Origin of the sequence: Vibrio sp. Of7-15 (assembly GCF_022347565.1) — a bacterium.
GTDB lineage: Bacteria > Pseudomonadota > Gammaproteobacteria > Enterobacterales > Vibrionaceae > NORP241.
Window position 1 is genome coordinate 14,245 of the sequence record NZ_JAKRGH010000037.1, and the last position, 15,861, is coordinate 30,105.

Sequence of the window (15,861 nt, forward strand, 5' to 3'; positions counted from 1 at the left end):
ACCATATTATCAATCAAACTTAGTTCCTATCTAACTGAATATATAGGTATTATTATAATATCTACAGATATTCTGATAAGAGGGTTCTAAGGAGCCTGAATGTTAAGGTGATTTAGATAACAATATTAAGAAGGGGTTATACTTTTATAGAAACTACAAACGCTAGATGGGTGGAAGCCCCCACCAGCCACATCCCGGCACACACATCCCCTGCTGCGGTTGCTCCCTTCCGGGCCTGGCCGAGTTCACAGGTTAGTGTTGCGGGAGGACCAATGGGGGCCTCCATAGATTCTTTGTTCTGCTTGAGAACGAGAAGGATTATGTGATAAGCCGCGTTCTATTGCAAGGTTAATAAAGCATTTTTTGTTTAAGTGTTGCTTTATTGAACGTCAGCGGCTTTTTTTGATTAAAAAATCGCTAAAACAAACAGTAATAACTAAATTTCTTCTTCATTTTCTTCATTCAACATGAAATCTGCCATCCAACCAGTGCCTAAAATTAGCATCCACGAAACTAAGATAGAACTGGGTACTTCAAACTGAGGCGACACCACAAAGGTCGCAAAACCAACGGTCGGCAGTGCCCAAGCAAGCGCAGGTAACCAAGAAGCATGTTTCGATTTAGCAATGGATTGCAGTGCTGCCATTAGCCCTGTGACACATAGCGCCACCAGCGCAGCATGTTCCATTCCTCCAACCCACAAAGGAACAACCAAAAATAGAGGCCACCATGTATTGCCTTTAACTGGTCGCCAACTGCGTGCTGCAATCCAAACCATACCCACAGCTAACATTTGCACAAAGGTATACCACGCGCTACCCGGCAGCTTTCCTTCCGCCTGCAATGCCATGACTCCGGCTTGCATCGCCAAAACAACAGCACCAATCAATAACATCATTTGTTTGCTGCTTTTATGGGAGAAAGTCACCGAAAAGATAGGGATTAATGTCCAGACACTAACGGAAAGAGATAATGGTTGATAAGGCAATACCAGCCCATACATGCCCAAGGCAATTAATAGCAACCACGCAGCAACGCCTCCTTGAGGCAGTAACCACAATGCAGGAATAGCCAATGCCAATGCAGGAATTTCCCCGCCACTTAACCCAAATGCACTAACCCCAATAATGGTCAGCGCCACTGTGACGACTAGTTGTATTACGGAAAATACCATCGTCTACCTCCTTGTTCAGCAGTTATTCATTTACATCGCTGCTAAGCCTCGTAAAAATGATTTATGGCGAGAAAACGGGCAATCCTTGCATGCTTTCATTCTAAAATTGATATCAATACGTTAAGTTTAGCAGCCAAGCTCATTTTGTACGTTTTTACTATGGACCATTTTAATCATCAAGTCTTTGCGGCCATTCACCAAATTCCACATGGAAAAGTAGCAACTTACGGTGACATTGCCAAGTTAGCTGGCTTTCCTTCTCACGCTAGGCAAGTCGGTAAAGTTCTTTCTAGTTTACCGAAAGACACAAAATTGCCTTGGCACCGAGTCATCAACAGCAAAGGCGAAATCTCATTAAAAGGGGATAATTACGACAGGCAAGCCAGTAAGCTGCGAGCGGAAAACATTGAAATAACTGAAGCCGGAAAAATACGATTACGTGATTATCGCTGGCAAGGGGAAACAAGTTGAAAGCCGAAAAGGTGGCACTCGTGATCCTTTCATCACTTCTGTGCCCCTCTACAAAGAAAAATTAACGCACGCCTACTAGCTGTAAATGCTGAACTTGTGTCGCTTGCGGATCGGTGATTACCGGGAAAGCCGTATCGGTAATAAAGCGGAGTTTTCCATCCACTTCAATACGGGCTCGCACATTATAACGGTGATTTTGCTTAATTTGATCCGCCTGATACTCCAACTTATAGGCCAGTGGCACTTGCTTTCCTTCTGTTGAATAACTTTGACTCGACAAAACAATGGCTGGAGCATCCGCCAGAGAAACATCCTCTAGAACAATAGAAACCACCGCATGTTCAGGCAATGCAATACGCTCACGATAAGAAACAGTACCTTCAACAGTCGCCATTTTATTTCCTGAACCAGACTCTTCTTCTACTAAACCACACCCTACCATCACAGTGCCAATCACAGCGGCCAAAGCAAAAATGATAAATTTTTTCATAAGTAGCCCTCAGGTTATCAATAATGCCCGCAGTATATGCTTAACTTGCTTTTATGTCTGTCAACAGTTACAAAGTTGACAGTAATATGACGGAGGTCTGATGAGCAAACCACTACAAGAACTACTTCATTTATTAAAACTAGAACAATTAGAAGTTGGATTATTTCGTGGCCAAAGTGAAAACCTTGGCTTACCTCAAGTCTATGGCGGGCAAGTATTAGGCCAAGCCCTATCCGCCTCTCGCTATACTGTCGATAACGATCGTAAAGTGCACTCTTTCCACAGCTACTTTCTCTATCCGGGTGATCCTGAAAAGCCGATTATTTATGAAGTTGAAAGATTAAGAGACGGGCGAAGCTTCAGTACACGGCGTGTTCAGGCAATACAAAATGGCCGCCCTATTTTCTACCTAACCGCTTCCTATCATGGCGATGAAGAAGGCTTTGAGCACCAAAACACCATGCCTGAAGTCCCTGGCCCTGAGAACTTTGCTTCAGAAACGGAGCTTGCACATAGTATTGCAGATAAGTTGCCGAAAAAAGCCCGTGAGATTTTCTGTGGCGATAAGCCCATTGAAGTGCGGCCTGTTACCGTGGTGAACCCACTTAATCCACATAAAACAGAGCCAAAACAATATCTGTGGATTAAAGCCAATGGCGATTTACCCGATAATCAATTAATGCATCAGTATATCTTGGCTTATGCGTCTGACTGGGGCTTTTTAGTCACCGCTCTTCACCCACATGGGGTGACTCTAATGACGCCGAACCTACAAATGGCCACCATCGATCACTCTATGTGGTTCCACCGCCCCGTAAAAATGGATGAGTGGCTCTTATATGCGATAGAAAGCCCAAATGCAGGTGGGGCCAGAGGCTTAGTACGCGGAGAGATTTATAACCAACAAGGAGAGCTGGTTGCCTCCGTGATGCAAGAAGGATTAATGAGGCAACTCGAAGCCAAAAGCTAACTAATGCTCCCGCATCCATCGTGCGGGAGCATGACTTATAATTCACCGCTTTCAAACACCTTTTACGACGGCGTACTTTCAAGCTCCTGTAAATGTTCACCAACTTGCTGCAACTTATGCATTTGCCAATAACGGCCTTGCTGATGCAGTAGCTCTTGATGTGTCCCTCGCTCTTCTATGTGGCCATGATGCAAAACCATGATTTCATCGGCGTCCATGATCGTTGATAAACGATGCGCTATCACCACTAGGCTCATGTCTTTGCGCAATGAATCCAATGTCGTTTGGATCAACTGCTCTGTTCCTGAGTCAATATTAGCAGTGGCTTCATCCAAAATAAGGATCTTAGGCTTTTCTACCAATACCCGTGCTAGCGCCAATAACTGCTTTTGGCCCGCCGATAAGTTCACTTCACCCTGCCCAAGCTGAGTATGTAGCCCTTCTGGTAGCTGTTCAATATAATCGGCTAGGCCTACTTGCTGTAAAGCGTGGTACACCGCCTCATCATTAACGTCACGGCCAAGCACAATGTTATCTCGAACCGATTCGCTTAATACGTGCGGGTCTTGCTGCACCATGGCGATACCCTGCCTTACCGTTGAATGCGCTAATGTGTCTATTTTCCGGTTATCCAGCTTCAGATCGCCTTCCGTTGGCGGGTAGAAGCCCATCAATAAAGAAGCTAGAGTACTTTTGCCACTGCCTGTATGGCCAACCAGCGCTAAAAATCCACAATGAGGTAAAACCAAGTTAATGTTATTTAATACTTTTTGTTGCCCATCGTAACTAAAATTCACTTGGTTCAGCTCAATATCACCAGACTGTAAAGGTTTTGTATCGCCCCCATACTGCTGCTGCTCAGCATCGATTAACTCAAATAAACGCTCACCAGCCACAATCGCTTGTTGAAGCAGTGACAATTGCTGAGTCATTTCAATCAGTGGTTCTGTTACTCGCCCTAAATAACTAATAAACGCATACAAAACCCCAACTCCCACCAGCTCAACGCCGCTAACACCAAAAGTGGCAACTAAAGCTAATAAAGCCAAACCTGAGAGTAAGTCGATTAAGGGCCTTAACAAGAAGCTGTTTAGGCGCGTAATACCGATTTCAGCTCGTAAGTGCTCGCTGTTTATTTCCCCATATTCTTCACTGAATCGCCTTTCTTGGCGCATGAGCTGTATCAGCCCCATACCTTGAATAGACTCACTCATCGACGCATTGAGATCAGCCAGTAAATCCCGCACCTTACTGTAAGCAGGCGCACTCACACGCTGATAAAAATACATAATGCCGCAAATACTCGGCAGTAAAACAATCACCACCAGCGTCAGTCGCCAACTAAGAAGGCTCATCACAATCAGCATGACAACAATAAGCACTACATTACGCAACGCAGTCGCAAGCACTTGAACATATAAATCTTTTAACGACTCTGTGTCATTGGTAATGCGAGACACCAGTTTTCCAATAGGCGTATAGTCAAACGCGGCTAACGGCTGATTCATCACCGAGTGATAAACTTGTTTTCGAACCGTTTGAACCGCTTCAATAGCAAGGTGATTAAACTGAATAGATTGTTTGTAGTGAAGCCACGCAGAAAGCACTTGCAGTAAAATGTAGCCTCCGGCTAATGCGACCAATGATTGGACCGGAAAAAAATTCTCGGCCACATAATCATCTAAAAATAATTTAATCAACCAAGGGCCAGATACCTCCGCCAGTGCCGCTGTAAATAACAAAGCACAGGCGATAGCTAACTTCCTTGGCTGGTTAAAAACATACCCTAATAGCCTTAGTAGCACTTGTTTATGATTCATTATGCCTCCAACGCCGATGCCAATTTCTGATATTGATACATTTCGCTGTACCATTGTCCGGTGCGAAGCAAATCACTATGTGTGCCCTGCTCTGCCACTTGCCCTTGATTTAAGACTAAGATTTGATCCGCTTGCTCTAATGCGGTGAGGCGATGAGCAATCACAATCACGCTTTGTTTTTGTTCCGCTTTCCCTAAATTGGCTAAGATTTGGTGCTCAGTGCGACCATCCACGGCAGAAAGCGCGTCATCTAATATCAATATTTCGGCGTTCAGCAGTAGTGCTCTGGCAATTGCAATACGCTGCTTCTGACCACCAGATAACGTCACGCCCTTTTCACCTACTAAGGTATCGTAGCCATCTGGGAACTTCATGATGTCTTCATCGATACAAGCTAATGAGGCCGCTTCACGGATCTGAGCTAAACTGGCTTTCGGATCGCCCAAAGCAATATTGTCGGCAATACTGCGAGAAAATAGAAACGGGCTTTGACTGACCACTGCAAAACGAGAACGCCACATTTCCAAGTCGGCTTGTTTGATTTCTACCTGATTAAAATGGATCTTCCCTTCTCCCAGCTCTTGCAGACGAAGCAACAGTGCCAGTAACGTCGATTTACCACTACCAACAGGCCCTGCAATACCTAATACTTCACCGGGCTCTAGCTGAAAACACAACTTGCCAAGCGCTGGTTGCTGCTGACCCCGCCACGTGAATGAACTCACATCAACCGATAGGGTTTGAGGCTCAGAAGTTAGCTCTATCGTGCCAGAAACAATGTCTGGTTCTTCTTTAAAAATCGTATTTAATCGATTCCAAGCCGCCGAGCCTCGTTCAATAATATTAAACAGCCAAGCAATGGCTAACATAGGCCATATCATTAACCCTTGATATAACGTGAAGGCGGTTAAATCCCCAAGAGTAAGCTGCTCGGTATACACCAAATAACCACCACCAGATACACTCAAGAAAAAAGACATGCCAATAGTCATGTAAATAACAGGATCAAACAGCGCATCCACTTGAGCCACTGCGGCGTTTTTTTCACCCACGTCATCGGTGACTTTATCAAACGCTTGCTGCTGATGCTTCTCTAAACCAAATGCGCGGATCATACGCACGCCGTTCAAAGAATCTTGTGTGGTTTCTGATAACGTGGAAAAGGCCGCTTGAGAAGCACTAAATCTGCCATGTAATCGAGTACCTAATTTATTGACACACAGTGCCATGATCGGCATCGGTAACAACGCCAATAGCGTAAGCTCCCAGCTAAGTTGAGTGGTCATTACCACCAACACCACCACACCGCTGATTAAAGAATCGGCTCCGGTAAGAACCCCTTCACCCGCTGTCATGACGACCGCATTCACATCATTGGTCGAGCGTGCCATCAAATCCCCCGTTTTATAACGCTCAAAAAACCGAGGGGGGTGAGAAGAAAAATGACGATATAAACGGTTTCTCAGTACTGTGCCCAATTCAGCCGCTGCACCAAATAACCAGACTCGCCATAAAATCCGCAAGCCATACACCAATAACCATAACGCCGCCACACCACCAAGATATAAGGCAAGATCGTGACTAGACAGAGAGCCATCTACAACTCCATCCACGATCCAACCAATTACTTTGGGTGGCACCAGCTCAATCACAGAGACGATGAATAGAATAAAAATAGCACCGCAATATTTTCGCCACTGACAACGAAAATACCAACTGAGCTGGCTAAAAATCCGCATAAAACCTCCGTATATGTATGCGAAAGAACGTATTCTCTTTATATGGGTAATGCTGTGGTGTACTTCAAAGGTTCCATAGCGAACGTGGATGTCACATTGGTTAACCCTTCAATACTGTTCACTAGTTTTTTATAAAAATGATCAAAGCTTTTCATATCTGCAACTAACACTTTCATCATATAGTCATACTCACCAGCCATACGATAAAACTCCATGACTTCAGGAAATTCAGACACGGTTTCAACAAAACAGCTATACCACTCATGAGAGTGATTACTGGTTTTTATCTGAACAAAAGCAATGAAGGATAACCCCAGTTTCTCAGGATCAAGCAATGCTACTTTTTTTTGTAAAATGCCCGACTCTTCTAAACGTTTTAACCGCTTCCAACAAGGGGTCGTGGTTAAATTAACCGCTTCTGCCAAATCCGCCAGTGCCAGCGTGCCATCTTGCTGTAACAATGACAGTAACTGCCTATCGACTCTATCTAGTTCCATACTTTAAAACCTGACCAGAGGAGAATTATTTTCTCCTAAATAAACATCTTACAGCAAATATAACAAAGTTTTTCTCCTAACCTATAGGTAAATTACACTTATTAGATAAAGATAATCATAATAAAAGGAACAAATTTATGTGTACCGATCATAACTGGATTAACAATGCGATCAGGAAGATTGAAGCCGATTACCAACGTTCAGCCGATACTCACCTGATAAAACTGGATATACCGTGTTTAACTGGTATTGATCTGTACCTTAAAGACGAAAGTACTCACCCAACAGGATCTTTGAAGCACCGTTTAGCCCGCTCTCTGTTTTTGTATGCCATCAGCAACGGTTGGGTTGGCCCAGAAACCACTATTATTGAGTCATCATCAGGCAGTACCGCCGTTTCTGAAGCCTACTTTGCTCGATTAATTGGGGTGCCTTTTATTGCGGTTGTGCCTAAAAACACAGCTTGCAAAAAAATAGAGCAGATTACCATGTACGGCGGTAAAACCCATTTTGTTGAACGCTCTGATGAGATTTATGCCGAATCTCGCCGCTTAGCGAAAGAGTTAAATGGCCACTATATGGATCAATTTACCTTTGCCGAACGTGCGACAGACTGGCGTGGTAACAATAACATTGCCGACAGTATCTTCAATCAAATGAAGCTTGAAGACCACCCCGTTCCTACTTGGATTGTGATGAACCCAGGCACAGGAGGCACTTCTGCGACTATTGGCCGCTTTATTCGCTACCAAAAGCACAATACTAAACTGTGCGTTGTTGATCCTGAAAACTCAGTTTTTCATGAATACTATAAAACAGGCAACCAAAATCTCACCATTGATGTGGGAAGTAAAATAGAAGGCATTGGTCGCCCGCGTGTTGAACCAAGTTTTATTCCTGGAGTAATTGATGAAATGCGCACCATCCCTGATGCCGCCAGTGTTGCCACCGTTCGTTGGCTAGAAAGCCTAATTGGCCGTAAAGCGGGGGCGTCTACGGGCACCAATTTGTACGGCGCATTGCAACTCGCTTGTGACATGAAACAACGTGGTGAAACGGGATCAATCGTAACCTTGTTGTGTGATAGCGGCGAGCGCTACCTTGATACCTATTATGACGATGAGTGGGTCGCCGAACACATTGGCGATCTTCAGCCCTACTTGAATAAATTAGAAGCGTTTGAAAGTACCGCGCAACTTTCATAGCCCACCATAACGACCACACATGGGCATTTAAATGAGCCATCGCTTTGTCGGTGGCTTTTTTACCCTATCTCGCTTACGATGAGCGCCAAAGAATAGTTTACAATTTTCAAGGTATTTTCCATGAGCACTGCGATTGTGGTTTTTAGTGGTGGACAAGACTCCACTACCTGTTTAATCCAAGCCCTAGCCCATTACGATAACGTTCACTGTATTACTTTTGATTATGGCCAGCGCCATAGCCAAGAGATTGAAGTCGCTCAGCAAGTAGCGAAAGAGCTTGGAGCCACATCTCATAAAGTAATGGATGTAGGTTTGCTTAATGAGCTCGCAATCAGCTCTCTCACTCGCGACAACATCCCTGTTTCACACGACCTACAAGATAACGGGTTACCGAACTCATTTGTTCCGGGTCGTAACATCCTGTTTTTAACCCTTGCAGGAATTTATGCGTACCAATTAGGTGCGGAAGCGGTGATCACAGGTGTATGTGAAACGGATTTTTCTGGCTACCCAGACTGTCGTGATGAGTTTGTAAAATCCATCAATAACTCTCTTGTACTTGGTATGGATCGTCAGCTTAAAATTGAAACACCATTAATGTGGTTGAACAAAGCACAAACATGGGCACTGGCAGACAAATACAACAAGCTTGATTACGTGCGTAACCACACATTAACTTGCTATAACGGTGTGATTGGTAGCGGTTGTGGCGATTGCCCTGCGTGTGATCTTCGCCAAAATGGTTTAGATGATTACTTAAATAACAAAGATGTTGTCATGAAGGAATTAGAAGAGAAACTGTCCTGATCTTCCAGGCAAAACCTCTCTAATACCCAACATAAGAAGCGGCCAATTCATCAGGCCGCTTTTTGTATCAGATTATTTTTTCTGACGCGCTTCAAATGCCGCTAACTGCTCAGGTGTCGCTGGTTGTTGGTGGTTTTGTTTCCACTCATCGTAAGTCATGCCATAAACACGCTCACGAGCATCATCCATAGTAATATCTAGGCCCTTTTCGTCGGCTTCTGCCTTGTACCATTTACTAAAACAGTTACGACAAAAACCCGCCAAGATCATCAAATCAATATTCTGTACGTCTTTATTATCATCTAAATGCTTTAATAAGCGACGAAATGCTGCAGCATCAAGCTTATCTTGCTCTTCTTGGCTTAATTTTTGGTAATTGAACTCAGTCATACTTCTTCCTTATTTATCGTTATCTGACTACTTTCTGCCGCCACAGTATAACGCGCAGTAATCAGCGTTTATACTGTTTGAGGAAGAGAATAAAGAAGGCTAAAAAGAAAAAACCGCAGCGAGTGCTGCGGTTTTTAAGAAAGTATCTTAACGATTAACGCTCAATAATCGAATAGCTATTAGTCGCTAAAATTTCACGTTCTTTAATTAAATTCGCAGGAGGTGTTAATACAGAAACAGCATCAAGTGATGTTCCTACCGCACCTTTGATTCCATATTGGCTATAACGCGCCATGAAAGAATCAGTTACGTTTGATGTCAAACTATCCGCAGAATCAAATGCAGCCATGTATACCGTATCTCCAGCTACAGGAGCAGGAATACCACTGATTAGAGGAAGATTAACAGTATCCGTTATAGAGTACACTGCATGGTTAGTTGTTACACTACTCACTGTTTTACTATAACTAATACGATAAGCATTATTATTTGTGCTGTTCATTCCTAAAGAGGTATTTACTGAACATACACTTGCAGAACAAGACGTTAATGTTGGTGCTACATTATTCAAAGTCCCACTAAAGCCCGTACTTGAATGACTGTTACTCGCCACTTTATTCACGGATTCAATGTTCCAAGACGAACGAGTACCAATAGCTCTAGTACTGTATTGCTCTGAAGAACTGCTAGAAATAGGGGTCACACCGGAAGTTAATGCAGAACCAGTCGCGACAGTTGACCAATCAAACCAGCTGTATGTTTGATTTTTATAAACCGCATCAAGTGCAACAGAAGTTAATGCATCCCACTCTGCCGTCGTACCAATATTAATCGTTAATGTATCTGTCAAAGGCATTATTGTGGCTGTTGTTGGTAACTGACTGCTTGCTACAAAAGCATACCCATTAATGTTGTCCGCTGAATCGTAGGATGTAAACAAAACATCCTCCCCAGATGTGATTGTTTTTATATCACTTTTTGCAGAAGCAGTATCTGGGGTGGACTTACCACTAAAATATGACTCAAAAGCAGTTTTTGCCATTGAAGAATCAGTACCTAATGTTGCATTTGTCGTACTGTCTGACTCAACAATATAAGACTCGGTGTAACATTGCTGATTACCTTGTTCTTTTTGAACGCTGATCAGTAGGTTGCTCAACAACTCTTTTTGAATGGTTAAAACATTATGTTCAACGCCAGTCTCTTTATCATAAACTGAAATGTATCCCCCATCAGGAATGTCATTTGCGCTAATACTCAGCACACCTGTCACAGGATCAATGGAGTTTTTCGACAAAGAACCTTCGGTGTAAACTGAACCATCGCTATTGTAAACAGCAATGCTTTCTATCAATGGTGCTTTAGCTGCAAACGTAAAATTATTAGGGGTTGCTGAAGTATCCGTAGCAAAAATAGTGGGCGTTGAGCCACTACCACAGTACGTTGCCATATTCGCAGCTGTCATTGTTTTTAGCTGAACAAACTGCCAAGTATACGTTGTTGGCGCAGTCCCACCACCACTGCTTGGGCTGCCGCCATCACTACCGCCACCACAGCCAGTCAGCAGTGCTGATACCATCAATCCTAATGGAATAACCTTGTTCATTGCGTCGCCCTTAAAATTTATCAAAAATCTAGCTAATTTCTATTCCTTATACTATTGCAAGAATTACGCCATTGAAAAGAGAAAAAGCCCACAAATTCTCACTTGTGGGCTTTATATACGACCTAGATCGCTAAATACTTCTAACCATGGGAAGTTCTCGCTTTCACGTCTTTCTGCAACTCTTTCTCTAGCATTGCCTCAACATACCCTGGGGAATGTGTTGCCCCCGAAATGAGGCGATACATTGCCGGAATAACAAAAAGCGTCACGAAAGTGGCAAAAGCCATCCCAAAGAAAATAACCGTACCTACCGCAATACGGCTTTCTGAACCTGCACCTGTCGACATAATCAACGGCACAGAGCCCACAAGAGTTGTAAATGCGGTCATTAAAATCGGGCGTAAGCGACGTGCAGAGGCATCTACAATGGCTTTTTCAAACTCAATACCACGATCACGTAACTGGTTCGCAAACTCAACAATAAGAATACCGTTTTTAGTTACCATGCCGATCAACATAATCATGCCAATCTGACTGTAAATATTCAGGCCTTGGTCCATAAAAAACAATCCTAAGAACCCACCAAATACCCCCATTGGAACCGTGAACATCACCACTAACGGGTTAATAAAGCTTTCAAATTGCGCAGCAAGAACCAGATAAGCAACCAACATCGCCAAACCAAAGACAATTAAAATACTGCTTTGATTTTCTTTGTATTCTTTTGACTCACCTGAATAATCTACTGAGATATCACTTGGTAGTAGCTCAATGGCTTTTTCATCTAAAAAGTCCAGTGCTTCACCCAAGGTGTACCCTTCCCCTAAGTTCGCACTCAGAGTAATGGATTTTTGCTTATTGGTATGGCTAAGCTTTTGTGCCGAGGCCACTTCTTCAATGTTGGTGACAGAATCCAGCGTGATTAGCTCCCCTTTATCTGAGCGTAAATAGATACGACCTAAATCTGCCGCGTTATTAAATTGGTTTTCATCACCACGCAGATATACATCGTACTCTTCACCGCGCTCAATATAGGTAGTTTCGGTTTTCCCTCCTAGCATGATCTCCAATGTATCTGAAACATCGGAAACTGAAATGCCCAGATCAGCCGCGCGCTCGCGATCAATACTAACAACCAACTCAGGCGTCGTTTCAGCGTAATCTAAATCGGCACCTTCCAAAATTGGGCTGTTATTCGCTTCATCTTGCAGCACTTTTGCCCAACGATTTAACTCTTGGTAATCAGAGCCACCTAATACAAATTTCACAGGCTCACTCGACCCACCTCGAAAGCCAGGCATCATTGGACGAACCATTACATCAGGAATGTTTTTCAGTGCTTTGCTGACCATTCCTAATGCCTCTTTGGCAGAAACGGTTCTGTCTTCCCAATCTTCTAGGATCATAATAACAAACCCCGTCTGATCCCCTGCTCGACCACCAAATGCAGGCGCTTGTACGCTGAAGGATTTCAGTACCCCTTGGCCAACTAAAGGCATTAAACGATCTTCAACAATATCAATGTTGGCATTCATACGGTTATAACTGGTGCCTTCTGCCCCTTTTACAAACGCAAACAGAACACCGCGATCTTCTTGTGGAGCAAGTTGAGCAGGCACTTGATTCATCAGCCAAGCACTACCGCCAATACACGCTAAGATAATAATCGGCGCAATCACTCGTAGGCGAACCGCCCCAGAAACCAGATTACGATATCCTTGTTCTAATTTATCGAATAACTGATCGACGGCTTTGTTAAAGCGATTTGGCTTGATATTCGCTTTTAACATTTTGCTACCCAATACTGGGGTTAACGTTAATGCGATCAGAGATGAAAAGATCACCGACATTGACAGCAGCACAGAAAACTCTGAAAACAGTAGCCCAACCATACCGTCCATGAATGAGATTGGTAGGAAAACCATTACCAGAACTAAGGTTGTCGCTATAACGGCAAAACCAACTTCTCGTGTGCCTTTATAAGCGGCTAAAAGTGGAGACTCGCCTTTTTCAATGTGATGAAAGATGTTTTCCACCACAACAATGGCATCATCCACCACCAAACCAATGGATAAAATCAGCGCCATTAAGGTGATGAGGTTAATAGAGAAACCAAAATAATACGCAGCCATGAATGCCGATATTAAAGAAACCGGCACTGTCACCGCAGGAATTAAGGTTGCACGCACTTGACCAATGAAGATGTACAGGACAAGAACAACCAAACCACCAGTGATAAATAAGGTGTTATAGACTTCAGTGATGGAGCGATCGATAAACACGGTTGAATCATAATCAACAACCAGTTTGGTGCCCTCAGGTAAGAACTTCTGGATGTTATCAACTTCTTTATGAACCCCTTGAGCAACATCTAACGGGTTTGCATCAGACTGGGCAACAATACCTAAGCTAAGGTTCACAACACCGTTACTTTTATAGGTCGAGTTTTCATTCTCGGCACCTATGTAGACATCCGCGACATCTTTCAGGTAAACAGGAGTACCATCACTGGCTCTTCTTACGACAAGATAATCAAAATCTTCTGGTTCATAGTACAAACGAGCAGTACGGACCGACATCACAGTAGTGTCATTACGAACTTCACCTCCCGGTGTTTCTACGTTTTCAGATCGAAGCGCAGTAATAATATCCGCAGACGTCACATTCCGCCCCGCCATTAACTCTGGATCCAGTTTTACATACATGACTTTATATAAGCCGCCCGACATGTCTACGGAGCTGACACCGGTAATTAAGCTGAAACGATCTTCAAGTACCCGCTGGGCGTAATCCGTTAACTGAGTGCGATCCATTAAAGAAGAACTGAGATTGACATATACCGATGCCTCACCAGAGCCATTGTCTTTGGACACAATAGGATCGTCAGCTTCATCCGGTAAACTGCGTTGACCACGAGCAACGGCATCACGCACGTCACTCACCCCTTCAATTAAATCCCATCCGAGATCAAAGGTAATGGTGATACGCGACATGCCATTACGTGTGGTTGATGTAATTTCATCAATACCACTAATGCCGGATAACTGATCTTCCAACACTGTGGTGATTTGGCTTTCCATAATAGAAGCAGAAGCCCCTTCATACCGTGTCATTACCGTGACAACAGGGCTTTCTACATCTGGCATTTCACGAACGGACAGTTTAGAGAAAGAAACAATACCAAACACACACAATAAAAGACTGAGTACAATCGCCACTACCGGACGTTTAACCGACACATCAGAGAGCCACATTACTTACTCTCCTTCTCTGCCGCTTGTTCTGTATTGGCCGTAGTTAAATCGTTCACTGCCATACCATCACGCATGTTCACCAAACCCTGAACAACAATACGATCACCTATTTCAACACCACGCTCAATCAAGACTTCATTTTCAATACGAGCCCCAAGAATCACTTCTGTTCGTTGTGCTTTTTGATTTTCATCTACAACGTACACGTAACGTTTAGTGCCAGAGTACTCAAGAGCCTGAACAGGAATAACAGGTTCGTTAATGGATGGGAAAACCAACGTGGCCGACATTAACATTCCTGGCTTTAATTTCTTTTCGTCATTTTCAAAATGAACACGTACACGGAGGTTTAACGTTTCAGGATTAATACGAGAATCAATGGCCATCAATTCCCCTGTAAAATTCGTCCCCGCCCACGCTTTACTGCTGGCAGTGACCTTCATGCCTTTTGAAAGCATGGATAAGTAACGTTCTGGTACATTGAGATCAAGCTGCATAGTTGAAAGGTCATCTAATGAAATCAACTCAGCTCCAGCGCTGACAATTTTACCCAAACTAAAATCAATCAGGCCAGTAGTCCCCAAAAATGGTGCTGTTAAATAATGGTCTTGAAGATCAGCCTTAGCGGCAGCTAGTCTCGCTTTGGCAATATTCACACTGGCTTGCTGGGCATCGATCTCTGTTTGAGTGATTGCGCTACGTTTGATCAGCTTTTGGTATTCTGCCAATTTACGTTCTTCATCGGCTAAATACGCTTTTGCCTCAGAGAGTGCCGCTTGAGATTTTGAGTCATCGAGCTGAACAAGCACTTGGCCCTGCTCTACTTTTTCATCTGCTGTAATATTAATAGCCTTGATCTTACCGGTAATTTCGGGGGCAATGATCACCGAACGATCGGCTTCTAATTTACCGATAAGAGAAATAGATTGAGAAACTTCATGTTGTGCAACCATATCGGTTACAACAGGAACAGTACGTTGTTGGCGGGGTTTTTCTGGCGCTTTCCCTTGAGCAAATGAACTGTAACCACCCACAGTAACCATTGCTGCTACCAATGGGATCAATAAAAAACGTTTTTTCATTAGAGATATCATTCTTATAGTCATTGTTGTATGCCATTTTAACGAACAAATACCCGCTATAGAGTAAAGCAATGTAAAGCTACGCAAATCTAATCTCAAAAGTGTCAGCATTGCGTAGCTAGGGAGACTCTTTATAAAGAAAAAGCCCTTTATAGTTCAAATAGTAGCTCGCTTGCTGAAAAAGCCAGCAGACAAACAAATTTGACGAGAAAATCCTTTACAGCATAATCATGTTTGTTATTATGCGCTCCGCACTTGTGGAGGGGTTCCCGAGTGGCCAAAGGGAGCAGACTGTAAATCTGCCGGCACTGCCTTCGATGGTTCGAATCCGTCCCCCTCCACCATTATTACAATTT

At 43.5% G+C, this 15,861-nt stretch carries 13 protein-coding genes, 1 tRNA gene and 1 other RNA gene; 5 read left to right on the top strand and 10 right to left on the bottom strand.

The window, feature by feature from the left end; all coding sequences use genetic code 11:
* Window positions 1-178: 178 nt before the first annotated feature.
* Both ffs and MHO82_RS23665 read right to left on the bottom strand, forming a co-directional pair.
* Window positions 179-275, bottom strand: an RNA gene (gene ffs, locus MHO82_RS23660) — signal recognition particle sRNA small type.
* Window positions 276-436: 161 nt separating this feature from the next.
* Window positions 437-1,174: a hypothetical protein gene (locus MHO82_RS23665; protein ID WP_239188669.1), complete on the bottom strand. Its 738-nt coding sequence runs from the start codon at window positions 1,172-1,174 to the stop codon at window positions 437-439.
* A gap of 159 nt (window positions 1,175-1,333) precedes the next feature.
* Here MHO82_RS23665 and MHO82_RS23670 point away from each other — a divergent pair, with 159 nt between their 5' ends.
* Window positions 1,334-1,645, top strand: a complete 312-nt coding sequence (locus tag MHO82_RS23670; protein WP_239188691.1) for an MGMT family protein — start codon at window positions 1,334-1,336, stop codon at window positions 1,643-1,645.
* Window positions 1,646-1,706: 61 nt separating this feature from the next.
* On the opposite strand, the gene MHO82_RS23675 is transcribed toward MHO82_RS23670, so the two are convergent.
* On the bottom strand, window positions 1,707-2,135 hold the full coding sequence (locus MHO82_RS23675; protein ID WP_239188671.1) for a YbaY family lipoprotein: 429 nt from the start codon (window positions 2,133-2,135) through the stop codon (window positions 1,707-1,709).
* A gap of 100 nt (window positions 2,136-2,235) precedes the next feature.
* Between MHO82_RS23675 and tesB the strand changes: the two genes are divergently transcribed.
* Complete coding sequence (gene tesB / locus MHO82_RS23680; protein WP_239188673.1) at window positions 2,236-3,105, top strand: acyl-CoA thioesterase II; 870 nt, start codon at window positions 2,236-2,238, stop codon at window positions 3,103-3,105.
* A gap of 62 nt (window positions 3,106-3,167) precedes the next feature.
* Here the strand turns inward: tesB and MHO82_RS23685 are convergent, their stop codons facing one another.
* The 3 genes from MHO82_RS23685 to MHO82_RS23695 are packed head-to-tail and all read right to left on the bottom strand — an operon-like array spanning window position 3,168 to window position 7,161.
* Entirely contained in the window at window positions 3,168-4,925 is a 1,758-nt protein-coding gene (locus MHO82_RS23685; RefSeq protein ID WP_239188675.1) for a SmdB family multidrug efflux ABC transporter permease/ATP-binding protein, read from the bottom strand.
* A complete protein-coding gene (locus MHO82_RS23690) occupies window positions 4,925-6,664 on the bottom strand; it encodes an ABC transporter transmembrane domain-containing protein (RefSeq protein WP_239188677.1) in 1,740 nt (579 codons plus the stop codon). The genes MHO82_RS23685 and MHO82_RS23690 overlap by 1 nt, the downstream gene beginning before the upstream one ends.
* 38 nt (window positions 6,665-6,702) lie before the next feature.
* On the bottom strand, window positions 6,703-7,161 hold the full coding sequence (locus MHO82_RS23695; RefSeq protein WP_239188679.1) for an Lrp/AsnC family transcriptional regulator: 459 nt from the start codon (window positions 7,159-7,161) through the stop codon (window positions 6,703-6,705).
* 137 nt (window positions 7,162-7,298) lie between these two features.
* On the opposite strand from MHO82_RS23695, the gene MHO82_RS23700 reads away from it, so the two are divergent.
* A complete protein-coding gene (locus tag MHO82_RS23700; protein WP_239188681.1) occupies window positions 7,299-8,366 on the top strand; it encodes a PLP-dependent cysteine synthase family protein in 1,068 nt (355 codons plus the stop codon).
* A gap of 120 nt (window positions 8,367-8,486) precedes the next feature.
* Window positions 8,487-9,173 (top strand): 7-cyano-7-deazaguanine synthase QueC, encoded by a 687-nt coding sequence (gene queC / locus MHO82_RS23705; protein ID WP_239188683.1) that lies wholly within the window; start codon window positions 8,487-8,489, stop codon window positions 9,171-9,173.
* 72 nt (window positions 9,174-9,245) lie between these two features.
* On the opposite strand, the gene MHO82_RS23710 is transcribed toward queC, so the two are convergent.
* The 4 genes from MHO82_RS23710 to MHO82_RS23725 form a co-directional block, all read right to left on the bottom strand.
* Window positions 9,246-9,563, bottom strand: coding sequence for a DUF1244 domain-containing protein (locus tag MHO82_RS23710; RefSeq protein ID WP_239188685.1), 318 nt, complete (start codon window positions 9,561-9,563; stop codon window positions 9,246-9,248).
* A gap of 154 nt (window positions 9,564-9,717) precedes the next feature.
* The gene (locus MHO82_RS23715; protein ID WP_239188687.1) at window positions 9,718-11,169 is read right to left on the bottom strand and encodes a hypothetical protein; all 1,452 of its coding nucleotides are present in this window, start codon (window positions 11,167-11,169) and stop codon (window positions 9,718-9,720) included.
* 140 nt (window positions 11,170-11,309) lie between these two features.
* Window positions 11,310-14,423, bottom strand: a complete 3,114-nt coding sequence (locus MHO82_RS23720; protein ID WP_239188689.1) for a multidrug efflux RND transporter permease subunit — start codon at window positions 14,421-14,423, stop codon at window positions 11,310-11,312.
* A complete protein-coding gene (locus tag MHO82_RS23725; RefSeq protein WP_275440772.1) occupies window positions 14,423-15,505 on the bottom strand; it encodes an efflux RND transporter periplasmic adaptor subunit in 1,083 nt (360 codons plus the stop codon). The genes MHO82_RS23720 and MHO82_RS23725 overlap by 1 nt, the downstream gene beginning before the upstream one ends.
* A 259-nt stretch (window positions 15,506-15,764) precedes the next feature.
* Here MHO82_RS23725 and MHO82_RS23730 point away from each other — a divergent pair.
* A tRNA-Tyr gene (locus tag MHO82_RS23730) sits at window positions 15,765-15,849 on the top strand.
* The last annotated feature ends 12 nt before the right edge of the window (window positions 15,850-15,861 follow it).